The organism is Enterobacter sp. FW301-JW81 (assembly GCF_058788735.1).
Map to the genome: position 1 here is coordinate 631,937 of NZ_JBYTBA010000001.1, position 15,194 is coordinate 647,130.

The following is a 15,194-nucleotide window of genomic DNA, read 5'->3' on the forward strand; positions in this document are numbered from 1 at the left end:
GTGGAACAGACTGTTTTTTTTGAACAGAAACGATGTTTTAGTATAGCGGCGAAGTGTCGCCGCTATCAATGAACAATGGCGAGATTACAGAGAAGGGTAGTCGGTGTAGCCTTCCGCGCCGCCGCCGTAGAAGCTTTCCGGACGCTGCGGGTTCAGTGCCGCTTTTTGCTGCAGACGGGCAACCAGATCCGGGTTGGCGATGTAGTCGCGGCCAAACGCGACGGCATCGATCAGCCCTTTATTAATCAGATCTTCGGCTTTCTCAGGGGTATAGGCCCCCGCACCGATGATCACGCCGTGGAAGCGTTCGCGCACTTTCTGACGGAACGCTTCAGTGTAAGGCTTACCGCCGGCCCAGTCCGGCTCGGACATGTGGAGATACGAAATACCGCGTTTCGCCAGCTCTTCAATCAGATAGAGCGCGTCGGCTTCTTCATTCGGGCCATTGTCAACGTTCTGGAAAGAACCGATTGGGGATACGCGGATGCCGATACGGTCCGGGCTCCACTCCTGGCAAACGGCGTCAACCACTTCCAGCACCAGGCGGGCACGGTTTTCGACGCTGCCGCCGTACTGGTCGGTGCGGTGGTTAGAGGACGGTGAAAGGAACTGGTGCAGCAGATAGCCATGCGCGGAGTGCAGCTCAACAAGGTCAAAGCCGGCTTCGCGCGCGTTGGCCACGGCCTGGCGGAAGTCGTTAACGATGCCCGGGATTTCGTCCAGCTCAAGGGCGCGTGGCATAGAGGTATCTACGCGGATCGCATTACCGTTTTCATCGCGCAGGGAAGTACGGGTATTGGCGCTCAGGGCCGAAGCGGAGACCGGAGCCTGGCCGCCGGGCTGAATGCTGCTGTGAGAGATACGACCGGTATGCCACAGTTGCACCGCAATGCGACCCTCTTCAGCGTGAACGCCCGCGGTGATTTTCTGCCATGCGGCAATCTGTTCCGGGCTGTGAAGACCCGGTGCACCCGCGTAGCCCTTAGCCTGAGCAGAAATCTGCGTGGCTTCGGTGATGATCAGGCCAGAGCTGGCGCGCTGACGGTAGTATTCACCCATCAGTGGGGTTGGGATGTCGCCCGGCTCAATGCTGCGCAGACGGGTAAGCGGAGCCATGAACACGCGGTTTGGCGCCGTGACGGCACCCACTTTCAGGGGGGTAAAGAGTTTTTCAGCTGACATAAAGACTCCTGAGTAGACCAGTCGACTAGTAATGAGTTAAAAAAAACGCCTGCTATACGCCAGGCGCAGTAATGCTGTTTTTCACATGTGCCAGCGCGCTTTCCAGCGGCACGGCGCTGCGCGAAATTTTTGCCTGCAGGTTAGCACCTAGCCAGAGCGCATATAACACCTGCGCCTGGGTTAACGGCTCGCCGGAAAAGGCCAGTGTTTTTTCATTGCGGCCTTTCTCCAGCGCCTGGGCCAGCAGGGCGATAACGCCGCTGGCGCCTTTATCCATCGCCGTGCGCATATCTTCAGAAAGATCGCACACTTCGGCAGACAGTTTGACCGTCAGGCATCCGCTGATAATGCCCTGCTGACAGAACTGGTTCAGCGTTTCCTGATAGTAGTTCAGAACACGATCGCGATAGTTACCTTCACCCGAGGCAAAGTGGGTCGCCAGACGCTGGTGGTAGCCAGCATAATGACGCTCCAGCATCGCCACGCCAAAGGCCTCCTTGGACCGGAAGTAGTGATAAAACGACCCCTTCGGTACTTCGGCGGTTTTTAACAGTTCGCTCAACCCCATACCGGTAAACCCGCGATGCATGCAAAGCCGCTCGCCGGTAGCCAGTAAATGTTCGCGGGTATCGTGTTCAGTATTTCTGCTCATGGCCGCACTCTAATAGACCGTTCGGTCTAATGCAAGCGAGTTTACTGACGACATGCGCTCAGAATATCCAGCTGCTGTTGGTAAACCTTTGATTTCACGTCCATCATGCCCAGCACGGTCGAGAACAAATTGTCCTGGGAAACCGCATTTTTTGCAGCGTGCTCACGTAAGCACTGTTCGTTAATGCCAAAGTTTTTCGCATAGTCCGGGGACAGCCAGAACATAAACGGAATGTGCGTTTGCTGCTCCGGTGCCAGCATGTACGGCGTACCGTGCAGATAGATACCGCTTTCACCCAGTGATTCCCCATGATCCGAGAGGTAAATCAGGGCGGTGTTCATGCTCGCCTGGCGTGCTTTCAGCGTATCGATGGTTTTACTGACCATGCTGTCGGTATACAGGATGGTGTTGTCATAGGTGTTAATCAGCGCCTGATGATCGCAATCCTGAATTTCGTTGGTATCGCAGGTTGGGGTGAACTTACGGAAATTATCCGGATAACGGCGATAGTACGCCGGACCGTGGCTGCCCATCAGGTGGATAACCAGCACCGTGTCCTGCTTCAGGCCATCCAGCACGTTGTCCAGACGGTAGAAATTGACATCGTCGATACAGGATTTGTCTTTGCAGAACTGGTCCAGTTTCCACTGCGTCATGTCGGTATGGGGTATGCGATCGCAGGCACCTTTGCAGCCGCCGTCGTTGTCGCGCCACAGCAGGTTGACGCCCGCATGGTTGAGCACGTCGAGCAGCCCTTCCTGATGATGAGCCAGGTCGGCATCGTATTTGCTGCGCGTCATGCCGGAGAACATGCAGGGAACGGAAACGGCGGTTTCAGTCCCGCACGAGGAGGCCTGCGGGAAGTTAATCACATCCTGCTTTTTCAGCTCCGGGTTGGTTTCACGCCCGTAACCGTTCAGGGAGTAGTTTGCCGCGCGAGACGCTTCGCCGACGACAAGCACCAGAACGGTTTTCTTTTGCTGACCGGAAATCAATGGCCCTTTATGGGCATCTTCGCCAATCCGCACCAGCGTTTGATCGCCTGCAAACCAGCGCATTTTGCTGTACTTCACCACGGCGCTGACATAGTTCGCCGGGGTCACCATTTTGACGATGCTTTTGTTGTTGCGAAACAGCGACGCGTAATCTTTATAAAACAGCGCTGCAATAAGGAAAATCACCAGCAGGGCACCGAGCATCGCGGCAACGCGCGTCAGCAGGGCATACCACCATTTTCCGGTACGGATGCGGGTCAACGCCAGCACAACCGAGGGAACGAGGCCGGCAAGGGCAATCCACAGAATCATCTGCGGGGTGACCAGGGCGGTGGCTTCCTGTGAGTTGGTTTCGAACACGTTCACAATCATGTTCTGATCGATCACCGCGCCGTAGGTGTACATAAAATAGGTCGCTGCGGCGCAACCGATGGTTAAGACAATCAGCAGCGGCTTGCGGATATACGGGATGTTTAGCAGGCTAAAGACAATCACCCAGCCGCAAAAAAGCACCAGCGGTACGGACGCGGCAAAGAGGATATCGTGCAGATGCGCAGGGGCGATAATCGCCCAGCTGCGCTGGATAAACAGCCCATTAATCAACGTAAAAAAGAGTGCACAGCCCAGAGTAAATTTAATGTCGTTACATTGTAACTTTTTGATTAACCACATCGAACGGGAAACCTGTCATTGTATTGATGGGCCGAGTATAGGGAGGGAAGATTAGTGAAACCTTAATGCCACAAATCTGTGGTAAAGCCCTTGCACGTGGCGCGTTTAACGTCTTCACTGTAGGTGAGAGTGGTTATCTGGAGGTGAGTGTGGCAGAGCAGCTGGAGTTTTTCCCCATCCAGAGCCCGTGCCGGGGTATTTGTCAGGTAGATGAACGCGGGTATTGCCGCGGGTGCATGCGTACCCGTGATGAGCGTTTTAACTGGCAAAACTTTAGCGACACGCAAAAACAAGAGGTGCTTCGCCTTTGCCGACAGCGACTTCTGCGCAAAATACGCGCAAACAAAGCCGGTGAGACCGAAGAACCGCAGCAGCCTTCACTTTTTTAACACGGTAATTGCGTATACTCATGACATTACGTCCTTGAGGAAAATGTTATGGTTCAGCGAATTACCCTTGCCCCCCAGGGGCCAGAATTCTCCCGTTTTGTGATGGGCTACTGGCGCCTGATGGACTGGAATATGTCCCCCCTCCAGCTGGCGAGCTTTATTGAAGAGCATATCGATTTAGGCGTCACCACCGTCGATCATGCGGATATTTACGGTGGCTACCTGTGTGAAGCCGCCTTTGGCGAGGCGCTCAAGCTGGTTCCGGCTCTCCGCGACCGCATGGAGATCGTCACGAAGTGCGGGATTGCCACCACGGCTAAACCTGAACATGCCCTCGGTCATTACATCACCGACAGCGCGCATATCATCAAGAGCGCCGAGCAGTCGTTGGTCAATCTGGCGACCGACCGTATCGACCTGCTGTTAATTCACCGTCCGGACCCGCTTATGGATGCTGATGAGGTGGCGGAAGCCTTCCTGAATCTGCATCAGAGTGGAAAAGTGCGTCACTTCGGCGTTTCAAACTTTACCCCGGCGCAGTTTGCGCTGCTTCAGTCACGTCTGCCGTTTACCCTGGCCACGAATCAGGTTGAGATCTCCCCGGTACACCAGCCGCTGCTGCTGGATGGTACCCTCGATCAGCTGCAGCAGCTGCGCATTCGCCCGATGGCCTGGTCGTGTCTGGGGGGCGGGCGCCTGTTTAATGATGATGAATTCCAGCCGCTGCGCAACGAGCTTGAAACCATCGCCCGCGAACTGAACGCTGAGAGCATCGAACAGGTGGTTTACGCGTGGATCCTGCGCCTGCCGTCAAAACCGCTGCCCATTATCGGTTCCGGCAAAATCGAACGCGTGCGTTCTGCGCTGGCCGCAGAAGAGCTGCAGATGACCCGCCAGCAGTGGTTCCGCATCCGCAAGGCCGCGCTGGGTTACGACGTGCCATAAACCGCCAGACGGTGACTTTCCGGTGAAATCTTTGCTCCTGGTATACACTTAAGGGGCAAAAAATAACCAGCGGAGGTCATATGAAGCGTTTTGCTCTGGCACTGGTCACGCTGGTTGTTTGCGCAGGGGCGCAGGCAGCCAGCGACGAAGTGGAAATGAATCTCGTCACCTCTCAGGGTGTAGGCCAGTCCATCGGAACGGTGAAAATCACTGAAACCGATAAAGGGCTGGAGTTCGCCCCCAACCTCAAAGCACTCCCTCCCGGCGAACATGGTTTCCACGTTCATGCTAAAGGCAGCTGTCAGCCCGCATTAAAAGAGGGCAAACCGTCTGCGGCGGAAGCGGCAGGAGGTCACCTTGATCCACAGCACTCCGGCAAACATGAGGGCCCGGAAGGCATGGGGCATCTGGGCGATTTGCCCGTGCTGGTGGTGAATAACGACGGTAAAGCCACAGAGCCCGTTGTTGCGCCGCGTCTGAAAAAGCTGGATGAGGTAAAAGGAAAAGCGTTGATGATTCACGTCGGCGGCGACAATATGTCCGATAGCCCTAAACCGCTTGGCGGCGGCGGGGCACGTTATGCCTGCGGCGTGATCTGATCCCCAATCGTTCCGGGCGGTGGCGCCTGTTCCAGCTGCGACAGCGAGCAGTGCAGGCGCCAGATTATCGACGCCAAATCGCGGGCTGCGGGCAGATGATGTCGTGCCAGGGTATCGCAGATCCGCTGCAGTTCATTCAGCGTGGTTTCCAGCGGTCGCTGCTGGACGCCGCGTTCGCTCATCACATCGCGCAGCAGGGAGATACACACATCACGCACTTGCGACAGCGGGTCGGAACGCGTTTCCCATGCGCGAAGCTGCCAGACCACGTGCGAACAGTTCAACAGCACGACGCCCCAGCGCAACAGCCAGCGCCGTGAAAGCGCGTCCTGGCTGTTATTCAGCTGGCTGACGTGGTGATAAACCAGCGATTCATATTCGCTTTCACGCAGATGCGGTTTACGGCTGAGCTGGTCGACAAATCCCCGCCGTAACTCCCGGATATGCCTGCGGCTCTTGCGCGCATCGGAGCCGGGACGCAGCACCGCGAAAGCGAGCCACGCCAGCCCTACGCCCAGGATCTTTGCCAGGTTGTCATTGAGAAAATCGGCGTAATCGTAAACCGGCGGATTCGTCACGGAGATAAACGAGCCCATAAAGACAATCAGCTGTCCCCAGAGACCGGCCAGTTTAGGCATTTGCAGCTTCAGAAGCTGCATAGTGGTTAGCAGGGGGAACAGGAACAGCAGGAACTGCCACAGATCGCTTATCTGCACCATCAGGCCAAACTTCACCACGAAGCTGAACAGCGACAGCAGCACCAGCGTGCGCAGCAGGAGCGTCAGGGAGTTAAACGGCGAGGCCGCGACGGAGTAAAGCACGCAGCTGATGGCGGCAAGCGTCAGGGCCGCCGTACCGGATTCCCACTGCGTGGTGATGCTCCACGCACCCACCAGCATCAGCGCGCAGAAGGTGCGAAAACCGCTCCACAGCGCTTCCATATAGTCGGTATGCCGTGCAAGCGCCGGGCTGCCTGGAACGTTAAATTCTGTCAACGGGGTCGCATTCTCGACCGCATTAATCCAGCGACTGCTGCGCAGGTAGAGCCGGCAAAAGTAGTTCAGACGCTGCCAGAAGGCGCGATGGCGGTAGTCGTACTCATCAACCGGGGCGAGCGGGGCGATAATCCGCGCGATCGTGTAGGTGTCTGCATCCGGGCGCGCAAGGGCCGCGAGTAGCGTTTCAATCACGGCCCGGGTGTTTTCAGGGGGCGTTGGCCAGTTGAGCAGCATCCGGCGCAGGCTGGAGATTGCGCTGGTCATGCGCAGCTGCTGGTGCAGTAAATAATTAAGCAGGGTGTTCTGGCGGCGAAATCGGTAGTGGCTCCAGAAGGCCTGAATACGCAGCAGATTCATCGTCAGGATCTGCCCGATAACCTTTTCATGCGCGAGGCGGATGTCATCGCTGGTAACGGGTTGCCACAGCAGGCTCGCATGCTCCAGCAAGCGGGCATGCATCGTTTTCAGCGCGGTGATGAGCGCAGTGCCGTCGGAGGTGCTGGGCAGGATCATCATCATGAAGCCGCCGCTGAGGATCCCGACAATGACTTCACAGACGCGCGCCTGAGCGATATCCCACAGCTCGGTGGTGTCGAGCACGTTAACCACCGGAAAGGCAATAATGGCGGCGGTATAGCCCGCCAGCTGGAAGGCGTAGGCGACGTTATTGGTAAAATGGGCGCAGGCCCAGGTACAGCATCCCAGCCATGCCGCCATGCTCAGCAGGAATAGCCACGGGTCGTTCAGCGTATGGCCGGCGATAATCAACGCCGCGGTGGCGCCCAGCAGGCTGCCTGCGATACGGCCAAGGCTTTTACTGATCACGCCGCCGACCGTGGGAAAACTCACCACCGCGGCAGACGTCATCGCCCAGTAGGGTTCATCCAGGTTCAGATAATAGGCGACGGTCAGCGCAAGGCACATGGCGATGCCATTTCGCAGCGCATAGCGCCACTGGGGGCGCGTCGCTTTCAGCCACGGCGTGTTTTGCCAGGAGAAAACCGGCAGCTTCACTTGCCGGTTCCAATGGAAACGGTGCAGGTGGTACCGGATACCAGAGTGATGTCCTGCGGTAAACGATCAAACTCCACGCGAACCGGAACGCGCTGAGCCAGGCGCACCCAGGGGACGTTCGGCTTAATGTCCGGCACCAGCCCTGAATCCGTTTCAACGCTTTGGTCGTAAATGGCCCGACCAATGCTGGATACGTGACCCTGTAACTTTTTCGAGCCGCTGTAAAGCGTTATCGCGGCAGGCGACCCCTCGCGGATATGACGGAGCTTGGTCTCTTCAAAATAGCCCACGACGTAGAAGGAGTGGCTGTCGACGAGGGCAAACACGGGTTGTCCTGTGGTGGCATAGTTCCCGACGCGGGCGGAAAGGTTGGTCACCCAGCCATCAACTGGTGCGGTGATAACAGTTTGCGTCAGCTCCCACTGAGCCTGTTTTAGCGTGGCTTCGGCGACGTTGACGCTCGCCTGCATAGCCTTCACGTTGATATTAGCAGTGTCTAAATCTTCCGCAGAAATGTAATTTTGCGATAAATGCCGGCGGCGGTTGGCCTCGTTGTTGGCTTTCGCCAGGTCAGACTGTGCTTTCGCCAGCTGCGCCTCGGCATTCAGAATCGCGATGTGGTACGGGGTATCGTCGATACGGAATAAAACATCACCCTTTTTAACGTACTGGTTATCCTTAACGAGCAGCGTCGTGATACTTCCCGATACCTGAGGGGTGATGCTGACCTGTTCAGCGCGAATTTTGCCGTCGCGTGTCCAGGGCGACTGCATATAAAAATTCCACATCCACCAGCCCGCAACCAGCGCGAGGGCAAGAACAAACAGGGTGGAAAAGTACTTCAGCGTTTTCAGGGGCATAGTCACCACACCGTCAAGACAGCAAGGCCCGCGCATACGGCGAGGGCAAACAGGGAAAGATCCATCAACATGGGATGCCAGATTTCGCCGGAGTACATCCAGTCGCGAAGCAGACGATGTGCGATGAGCCAGAGAATAAAGCCCACCAGAACGGCTTTAAACAGGGGAGGAAAGTAAACTGACGCACCGAAGATCAGGTCCTGAAGGGGTAAACCCTCTGAGCGATGAAAAAACGTCACGGGCAGAAATCCTTTGCAGTGAACAGAATGCCGCGTTGGCTTGTCTTAGTATGATGAAGCATCACAATTCAGTGTAAGTCATACTTTTAAGTTCGATGAATGCAGTATTGCATTTGTTTTGGCAATACAAATGCTGCACACTATTCTAAAATCAGTATAATAACTTAGCAAGCTAATTATAAGGAGATGAAATTGGAATCGCCATTAGGTTCTGATCTGGCAAGGTTGGTACGCGTCTGGCGTGCTCTGATTGACCATCGCCTGAAACCTCTGGAATTAACACAGACGCATTGGGTCACGCTGCATAACATTCATCAGCTGCCGCCCGATCAGTCGCAAATTCAGCTGGCAAAAGCGATAGGGATTGAGCAACCGTCGCTGGTGCGCACGCTTGACCAGCTGGAAGAGAAGGGGTTGATCTCCCGGCAAACCTGCGCCAGCGATCGTCGCGCTAAGCGGATTAAGCTTACCGAGAAAGCGGCGCCTATCATCACTGAAATGGAAGCCGTGATCACCAAAACGCGCGGTGAAATCCTGTCAGGCGTTTCACCGGCTGAGCTGGAGATGCTCATCAGCCTCATTGGACGCCTTGAGCAAAACATCCATGAGCTGCAGTCGCGCGACTGACGAACAACAAGGCCTTGCAGCAGCAAGGCCTTTTTTTTACTTAAAGACGACCACACGATTTCGACCTGTCTCTTTCGCTTCATACATCGCTTTGTCGGCATTCTCCACGCACGTTTCCGCGGTTATCGCCGATGACGTTGCCGTAAACACTCCCATGCTGATGGTGATCGGCTCCGGTAACTGCCCCCCGCTGCTGGCGCTATCGAAGCTGCTCAGATTTAACCGTATGCGTTCCGCCACCTGGAATGCCGCCTCTGGTGAGGTGTTAGCCAGCATCAGAACAAACTCTTCCCCCCCTATGCGCGCTGCGATGTCCTGCGGGCGCACGGAATCCATCAGCAGGTTGGCGACAAACTGCAGGACTTTGTCGCCCTGGAGATGCCCGTAGGTGTCATTGATACGCTTGAAGCGATCGAGATCGCTGACGATGACGGAGACAGGGCGGTTGGCTTTGGCGATATCCAGCGCCTGGTTTAACGATTCATAGAAATAACTGCGGTTATAAAGGCGCGTAAGCGGGTCGCGGATCGAGTTCTGATAGGACTGCTGATACTTTACGTGCGAATCGCGATACAGCCTGAAGACATCGTAGAGCAGCACAAAAATAATCAGCAGCGTGGCGACCGTTTCAAATAACCGGGCGCGATACCAGGATATATCTTCGGCATGTCCGCCCGCGAGCAGCATTGATAGCGTGACGATATAGCAGACGCAAAGAAAATTACCGCCCACCCAGAATAAATTGCGCACGCGCGTGACAAACATCAGCGTTGCTAATGTCACCACCCACAGGACAATTAAAGAAATATTAATGAACTGGCTCCAGAGAACCATAAACTGACGGGTTTCGTTATCAACCAGGTCAATGGATAACAGTGGTGAATGGCTGGAATAGATCCAGGCCAGGCCCACTGTGCAGGCGGTAAAGAGAAACGCGCCGCTCACAATGGAGATATGCGCCAGCCGGGAAACGGGATAATCGCGCGTGGTATAGAGTATTGCTGCAATGATTATCAGCACCGCCATTAAAAGATGGCGGAACATATAGTAAATCATCGCATCGTTGTAGTTCACGACGTTGAACTGATAGAGGTCGAGCCAGGCCGGGAAGCTGGACAGCGTTCCAACCATCAGCAATGCCGAACCGGCAAAGGCGAAAGCGATCGCTATCAGATATATGCGTCTTCTGTCACACCAGTATTTCATCGCCATAAAACAGGCAATAAACAGGTGAAACACCAGCAAGAAAATGGTGAGCGTAGGGAATAAAAGCGGTGAAAAGGAAGGAACCCATTCAACGAGTTTTAAAAATAGAGTTTGTAATATCCCGATGACAACAATGCAGCCGAGGCAGAACGCGATATAACGACTCTTTTGAGAACGACGGTTCGCAAGCATATTGGTTTCTGACAAAATTATGATCAATGAAGAAAAGGTAATTGCGAACAGTCTAAACAATTAGTGCAATAAATACTTTGCGCAGAAACAATATACGGTGTGATTAATAATTGATGGGGTGAATGTATTTTGTAAATATATTTGTGAGAGTGATATATATTGTAAATGGATGTGGTCGAATGACCACATCCACTTTTTATTAACGTGGGGAAACGGTAACCTGGCTACCGTTGCTTGCCAGAACAACACGCTGGCCTGCAGAGAAGCGGGTGCTGCCTTGTTTCTGTACAACCATGATAGTGCTGCCGTCGTCTTTACGAATTTCCAGCTCTACGCCCTGAGTTTTGTTCATCGCACCCTGAACGCCCTGGCCCGCTACACCACCTGCAACGGCGCCTGCGGCCGTCGCCAGAGAGCGGCCAGTACCGCCGCCAACGGTGTTACCCAGGAAACCACCCAGAACGGCGCCGCCGATGGCGCCCATCACGTTGTTTTCATCGCCACCCTGAATCTGTACAGGGCGTGCGTTAACAACGGTACCGTAAGTCACGTTCTGAACCTGTTTCGCTTCAGAAGCGCTGTAAACGTCGCCAGAGAGTGAACTGTCGTTCACACAGCCAGCCAGAGTTAAACCAATCAGCGAAACGCCCAGTACACGTAAAATCATTTGAATCTCCTGTTCACCAAAAACGCCCCATCGGGGGCATCCGTAATGGCTAAATTATATGGCATAAGGGGCCATAGTTCATATCTTTGCACTAACAATAGGAAAATTGTACTTGAATTTGACTTAACGAGACATAAACAGGATCCGCCCGTGCTACCCGTCTGACATTGTTAAAAAATATTATCGCCGGATGGCAAAGCGGCGCCGTTTATGGTTGAGTGGATATCCTTAGCCCACGCAACGTAAGGAAAGCGCATGAAATCGGGTCGCTACATTGGGGTGATGTCAGGCACCAGTCTGGATGGAGTAGATGTCGTTCTGGCCGCCATTGACGAAAACATGGTGGCGCAGCAGGCGAGCCTGACCTGGCCAATCCCCATTTCACTGAAAGAGGATATTCTGAGTATCTGTCAGGGGCAGCAGCTGACCCTCTCCCAGCTTGGGCAACTCGATGTTCGCCTGGGGGCGCTGTTTGCGGATGCGGTGCAGGCTTTGATGCAAAAAGAACATCTTCGTCCGCAGGATGTAGTGGCCATTGGATGTCACGGACAAACGGTCTGGCATGAGCCCGTCGGCGATGCCCCGCATACGCTGCAAATCGGCGATAACAACCAGATTGTGGCGAAAACGGGCGTCACGGTGGTCGGCGATTTTCGCCGTCGCGACATTGCGCTTGGCGGTCAGGGGGCGCCGCTGGTCCCGGCGTTCCATCAGGCGTTGCTGGCACACCCAACAGAGCGGCGGATGGTGCTCAACATTGGCGGGATTGCTAATCTGTCGATGCTTATCCCGGGGCAGCCGGTCCGCGGGTACGATACCGGCCCCGGCAATATGCTGATGGATGCCTGGATCTGGCGTCAGTGCGGCCAGCCGTATGATAAAAACGCGGAGTGGGCGAGCGAGGGGAAAGTGATTATCCCGCTGTTGCAGTCCATGCTGAGCGATCCTTATTTTGCCTTACCGGCGCCGAAAAGCACGGGACGTGAATACTTCAATTTAAGCTGGCTTGAGCGCCAGCTGGCGCCATTCCCGGCACTCGCGCCGCAGGATGTTCAGGCGACGCTTGCTGAGCTCACGGCCGTGTCGATCTCCGAACAGGTGCTTCTCAGCGGCGGATGTGAACGCCTGCTGGTGTGCGGTGGCGGAAGCCGCAACCCGCTGGTGATGGCGCGTCTGGCAGGGCTACTGCCGGGTACCGAAGTATCGACGACCGATGAAGCCGGCATCAGTGGGGATGACATGGAAGCGCTGGCCTTCGCCTGGCTTGCCTGGCGCACCATTGCCGGACTGCCGGGCAACTTGCCCTCGGTAACCGGCGCGCACGAGGCGAGCGTTCTCGGGGCGATCTTCCCGGCCAATCCGCGTCATAATCAGAGTTAACTGAAATTCAGCGCGGCGCGTCGTCGTTAGAATGGAATGAAACAGGAGGGCAGGCATGCCCTCCAGGACCAGGAAAGTCTTCGGAATACGCCCATGAAAAAACTTCTTCTTATTGCCGCCCCTTTATTGCTGTCAGGATGCAGCGTCTATAACCAACTCGTTGAGCGCATGCAGACCGATACGCTGGAGTATCGCTGCGACGAAAAACCGCTGACCGTGAAGCTGAATAATCCGCGCCAGGAAGCCAGCTTTGTTTACGACAATAAGCTGTTGACGCTGAAGCAGGGGATGTCGGCCTCCGGCGCGCGCTATACCGACGGTATCTATGTGTTCTGGTCAAAAGGCGACAGCGCCACGGTCTACAAACGCGACCGCATTGTGCTGAATAATTGCCAGCTCGAAAACCCGAAGCGTTGAGATTTTCACAGGGGCGGCGCACAATAGCGCCACCCAATCTCAATGTCAGCTAACGCCATGTCAGATAACGACGAACTGCAGCAAATTGCGCATCTGCGCCGTGAATACACCAAAGGCGGCTTGCGCCGTCAGGACCTTCCCGCTGAACCCCTCGTGCTTTTTGAACGCTGGCTGAAGCAGGCCTGCGAAGCGAAACTTGCCGACCCAACGGCGATGGTTGTTGCGACGGTAGATGAAAACGGCCAACCGTATCAGCGCATCGTATTGCTCAAGCATTATGACGAGAAAGGACTGGTGTTCTATACCAACCTGGGCAGCCGTAAAGCGCATCATTTAGAAAACAATCCGCGTATCAGTCTTCTGTTCCCCTGGCACATGCTGGAACGTCAGGTGATGGTGACAGGCAAAGCGGAACGTCTCTCGACGCTGGAAGTGGTGAAATATTTCCACAGCCGTCCGCGTGACAGCCAGATTGGCGCCTGGGTATCAAAACAGTCCAGCCGCATTTCTGCCCGCGGCGTGCTGGAAAGTAAATTCCTCGAGCTAAAGCAGAAGTTCCAGCAGGGTGAAATTCCTCTGCCGAGTTTCTGGGGCGGTTTCCGTATCCCGATTGAGCAGATGGAGTTCTGGCAGGGCGGCGAACATCGCCTGCACGACCGCTTTTTATACCAGCGTGAGAATGGCGGCTGGAAAATCGACAGACTGGCACCGTAATCCCCGAAATTTGTTGATTTAAGCGCTAGCGCACACCGCGCTTGCGCTTTATTCTATGGTCCTTTCGCATCAGGCGAAAAGTCGTGTACCGGCAAAGGTGCAGTCGTTTATACATGGAGAATTTGATGGCAAGCAGTAACTTGATTAAACAATTGCAAGAGCGGGGCCTCGTGGCCCAGGTGACGGACGAGGATGCGTTAGCAGAGCGACTGGCGCAAGGCCCGATCGCGCTCTATTGCGGCTTCGATCCCACCGCTGACAGCTTGCATTTGGGGCATCTTGTTCCATTGTTATGCCTGAAACGCTTCCAGATGGCAGGCCATAAGCCTGTTGCCCTGGTGGGCGGCGCGACCGGTCTGATTGGCGACCCAAGCTTTAAAGCCGCCGAGCGTAAGCTGAATACCGAAGATACCGTGCAGGAGTGGGTGGATAAGATCCGCAAACAGGTTGCACCGTTCCTCGACTTCGACTGTGGTGATAACGCCGCGATTGCCGCAAACAACTACGACTGGTTTGGCAGCATGAACGTGCTGACCTTCCTGCGTGACATCGGCAAGCACTTCTCTGTTAACCAGATGATTAACAAAGAAGCCGTGAAGCAGCGTTTGAACCGTGACGACCAGGGTATCTCCTTCACCGAGTTCTCTTACAACCTGCTGCAGGGGTATGACTTTGCCTGCCTGAACAAACTGCACGGTGTTTCCCTGCAGATTGGCGGTTCTGACCAATGGGGTAACATTACCTCCGGTATCGATCTGACTCGTCGCCTGCATCAGAACCAGGTCTTTGGTCTGACCGTTCCGCTGATCACCAAAGCAGACGGCACCAAATTCGGTAAAACTGAAGGCGGCGCGGTATGGCTCGATCCGAAGAAAACCAGCCCGTACAAATTCTACCAGTTCTGGATCAACACGGCGGACGCCGATGTTTACCGCTTCCTGAAGTTCTTCACCTTTATGGACATTGAAGAAATCAATGCGCTGGAAGAAGAAGACAAGAACAGCGGTAAAGCCCCACGTGCTCAGTACGTGCTGGCGGATGAAGTGACCAAACTGGTCCACGGTGAAGACGGTCTGGCCGCGGCAAAACGCATTACGGCAAGCCTGTTCAACGGTACCCTGAGCGATCTGAGCGAAGCGGACTTCGAACAGCTGGCGCAGGACGGCGTGCCAATGGTTGAGATGGAAAAAGGGGCGGACCTGATGCAGGCGCTGGTTGACTCTGAGCTGCAGCCTTCCCGCGGTCAGGCGCGTAAAACCATCGCCTCTAACGCGATCACCATCAACGGTGAAAAACAGGCTGACCCGGAATACACCTTCGTTGACGGCGACCGTCTGTATGGCCGCTACACTCTGCTGCGTCGCGGTAAGAAAAATTACTGCCTTGTCTGCTGGAAATAATTAACAGTCTCGAGGGGCGTGGGAAACCACGCCCCTTTTTGTTTTT

The 15,194-nt window shown here is 55.1% G+C and carries 16 protein-coding genes; 8 read left to right on the forward strand and 8 right to left on the reverse strand.

Going from position 1 to position 15,194, the window contains the following annotated elements:
- Nucleotides 1-84: 84 nt before the first annotated feature.
- The 3 genes from AC3WOK_RS03040 to eptA are packed head-to-tail and all read right to left on the reverse strand — an operon-like array spanning nt 85 to nt 3,501.
- Nucleotides 85-1,182, reverse strand: a complete 1,098-nt coding sequence (locus AC3WOK_RS03040; protein ID WP_492353906.1) for an alkene reductase — start codon at nt 1,180-1,182, stop codon at nt 85-87.
- A gap of 52 nt (nt 1,183-1,234) precedes the next feature.
- On the reverse strand, nt 1,235-1,834 hold the full coding sequence (locus tag AC3WOK_RS03045) for a TetR/AcrR family transcriptional regulator (RefSeq protein WP_047348797.1): 600 nt from the start codon (nt 1,832-1,834) through the stop codon (nt 1,235-1,237).
- A gap of 41 nt (nt 1,835-1,875) precedes the next feature.
- The gene (gene eptA / locus AC3WOK_RS03050) at nt 1,876-3,501 is read right to left on the reverse strand and encodes a phosphoethanolamine transferase EptA (RefSeq protein ID WP_492353907.1); all 1,626 of its coding nucleotides are present in this window, start codon (nt 3,499-3,501) and stop codon (nt 1,876-1,878) included.
- A 149-nt stretch (nt 3,502-3,650) separates the two neighbouring features.
- On the opposite strand from eptA, the gene AC3WOK_RS03055 reads away from it, so the two are divergent.
- The 3 genes from AC3WOK_RS03055 (at nt 3,651) to sodC (ending at nt 5,434) form a co-directional block, all read left to right on the forward strand.
- The gene (locus tag AC3WOK_RS03055; protein ID WP_008500587.1) at nt 3,651-3,890 is read left to right on the forward strand and encodes a DUF1289 domain-containing protein; all 240 of its coding nucleotides are present in this window, start codon (nt 3,651-3,653) and stop codon (nt 3,888-3,890) included.
- A gap of 48 nt (nt 3,891-3,938) precedes the next feature.
- Complete coding sequence (locus AC3WOK_RS03060) at nt 3,939-4,835, forward strand: aldo/keto reductase (protein WP_059312579.1); 897 nt, start codon at nt 3,939-3,941, stop codon at nt 4,833-4,835.
- Nucleotides 4,836-4,915: 80 nt separating this feature from the next.
- Nucleotides 4,916-5,434 carry a superoxide dismutase [Cu-Zn] SodC gene (gene sodC, locus AC3WOK_RS03065; RefSeq protein ID WP_063956043.1) on the forward strand — a complete coding sequence of 173 codons (519 nt, stop codon included), beginning with the start codon at nt 4,916-4,918 and terminating at the stop codon, nt 5,432-5,434.
- Here sodC and AC3WOK_RS03070 read toward each other — a convergent pair.
- Genes AC3WOK_RS03070 through AC3WOK_RS03080 form a run of 3 tightly spaced genes read right to left on the reverse strand, consistent with a single transcriptional unit; the run spans nt 5,413 to nt 8,545 of the window.
- Nucleotides 5,413-7,446, reverse strand: coding sequence for an FUSC family protein (locus tag AC3WOK_RS03070; protein WP_492353908.1), 2,034 nt, complete (start codon nt 7,444-7,446; stop codon nt 5,413-5,415). The genes sodC and AC3WOK_RS03070 overlap by 22 nt on opposite strands.
- Nucleotides 7,443-8,306: an efflux RND transporter periplasmic adaptor subunit gene (locus AC3WOK_RS03075; protein ID WP_492353909.1), complete on the reverse strand. Its 864-nt coding sequence runs from the start codon at nt 8,304-8,306 to the stop codon at nt 7,443-7,445. Before AC3WOK_RS03075 ends, AC3WOK_RS03070 begins: the two co-directional genes overlap by 4 nt.
- Nucleotides 8,307-8,308: 2 nt before the next feature.
- Nucleotides 8,309-8,545, reverse strand: a complete 237-nt coding sequence (locus tag AC3WOK_RS03080) for a DUF1656 domain-containing protein (protein WP_059312575.1) — start codon at nt 8,543-8,545, stop codon at nt 8,309-8,311.
- 186 nt (nt 8,546-8,731) lie between these two features.
- Here AC3WOK_RS03080 and slyA point away from each other — a divergent pair, with 186 nt between their 5' ends.
- A complete protein-coding gene (gene slyA, locus AC3WOK_RS03085; protein WP_024909359.1) occupies nt 8,732-9,172 on the forward strand; it encodes a transcriptional regulator SlyA in 441 nt (146 codons plus the stop codon).
- Between the two features lie 36 nt (nt 9,173-9,208).
- Here slyA and AC3WOK_RS03090 read toward each other — a convergent pair whose 3' ends face one another.
- Both AC3WOK_RS03090 and slyB read right to left on the reverse strand, forming a co-directional pair.
- The gene (locus tag AC3WOK_RS03090; RefSeq protein ID WP_492353910.1) at nt 9,209-10,570 is read right to left on the reverse strand and encodes an MASE4 domain-containing protein; all 1,362 of its coding nucleotides are present in this window, start codon (nt 10,568-10,570) and stop codon (nt 9,209-9,211) included.
- Nucleotides 10,571-10,769: 199 nt separating this feature from the next.
- A complete protein-coding gene (gene slyB, locus AC3WOK_RS03095) occupies nt 10,770-11,237 on the reverse strand; it encodes an outer membrane lipoprotein SlyB (RefSeq protein WP_008500578.1) in 468 nt (155 codons plus the stop codon).
- A 255-nt stretch (nt 11,238-11,492) separates the two neighbouring features.
- On the opposite strand from slyB, the gene anmK reads away from it, so the two are divergent.
- The 4 genes from anmK to tyrS all read left to right on the forward strand — a co-directional run bounded on the left by anmK (nt 11,493) and on the right by tyrS (nt 15,148).
- Nucleotides 11,493-12,617 carry an anhydro-N-acetylmuramic acid kinase gene (anmK, locus tag AC3WOK_RS03100; RefSeq protein ID WP_447855480.1) on the forward strand — a complete coding sequence of 375 codons (1,125 nt, stop codon included), beginning with the start codon at nt 11,493-11,495 and terminating at the stop codon, nt 12,615-12,617.
- Between the two features lie 93 nt (nt 12,618-12,710).
- Nucleotides 12,711-13,034, forward strand: a complete 324-nt coding sequence (gene mliC, locus AC3WOK_RS03105; RefSeq protein ID WP_047348787.1) for a C-type lysozyme inhibitor — start codon at nt 12,711-12,713, stop codon at nt 13,032-13,034.
- 57 nt (nt 13,035-13,091) lie between these two features.
- On the forward strand, nt 13,092-13,748 hold the full coding sequence (gene pdxH / locus AC3WOK_RS03110; protein ID WP_024909355.1) for a pyridoxamine 5'-phosphate oxidase: 657 nt from the start codon (nt 13,092-13,094) through the stop codon (nt 13,746-13,748).
- A 125-nt stretch (nt 13,749-13,873) separates the two neighbouring features.
- Nucleotides 13,874-15,148, forward strand: coding sequence for a tyrosine--tRNA ligase (tyrS, locus tag AC3WOK_RS03115; protein ID WP_492353911.1), 1,275 nt, complete (start codon nt 13,874-13,876; stop codon nt 15,146-15,148).
- Nucleotides 15,149-15,194: the final 46 nt, after the last annotated feature.

Coding starts and splice junctions, on each gene's coding strand:
- AC3WOK_RS03075 (WP_492353909.1), bottom strand. CDS start 8,306: ATGCCCCTGAAAACGCTGAAGTACTTTTCCACCCTGTTTGTTCTTGCC.
- eptA (WP_492353907.1), bottom strand. CDS start 3,501: ATGTGGTTAATCAAAAAGTTACAATGTAACGACATTAAATTTACTCTG.
- slyA (WP_024909359.1), top strand. CDS start 8,732: ATGAAATTGGAATCGCCATTAGGTTCTGATCTGGCAAGGTTGGTACGC.
- slyB (WP_008500578.1), bottom strand. CDS start 11,237: ATGATTTTACGTGTACTGGGCGTTTCGCTGATTGGTTTAACTCTGGCT.
- sodC (WP_063956043.1), top strand. CDS start 4,916: ATGAAGCGTTTTGCTCTGGCACTGGTCACGCTGGTTGTTTGCGCAGGG.
- mliC (WP_047348787.1), top strand. CDS start 12,711: ATGAAAAAACTTCTTCTTATTGCCGCCCCTTTATTGCTGTCAGGATGC.
- AC3WOK_RS03045 (WP_047348797.1), bottom strand. CDS start 1,834: ATGAGCAGAAATACTGAACACGATACCCGCGAACATTTACTGGCTACC.
- AC3WOK_RS03090 (WP_492353910.1), bottom strand. CDS start 10,570: ATGCTTGCGAACCGTCGTTCTCAAAAGAGTCGTTATATCGCGTTCTGC.
- AC3WOK_RS03060 (WP_059312579.1), top strand. CDS start 3,939: ATGGTTCAGCGAATTACCCTTGCCCCCCAGGGGCCAGAATTCTCCCGT.
- anmK (WP_447855480.1), top strand. CDS start 11,493: ATGAAATCGGGTCGCTACATTGGGGTGATGTCAGGCACCAGTCTGGAT.
- pdxH (WP_024909355.1), top strand. CDS start 13,092: ATGTCAGATAACGACGAACTGCAGCAAATTGCGCATCTGCGCCGTGAA.
- AC3WOK_RS03040 (WP_492353906.1), bottom strand. CDS start 1,182: ATGTCAGCTGAAAAACTCTTTACCCCCCTGAAAGTGGGTGCCGTCACG.
- tyrS (WP_492353911.1), top strand. CDS start 13,874: ATGGCAAGCAGTAACTTGATTAAACAATTGCAAGAGCGGGGCCTCGTG.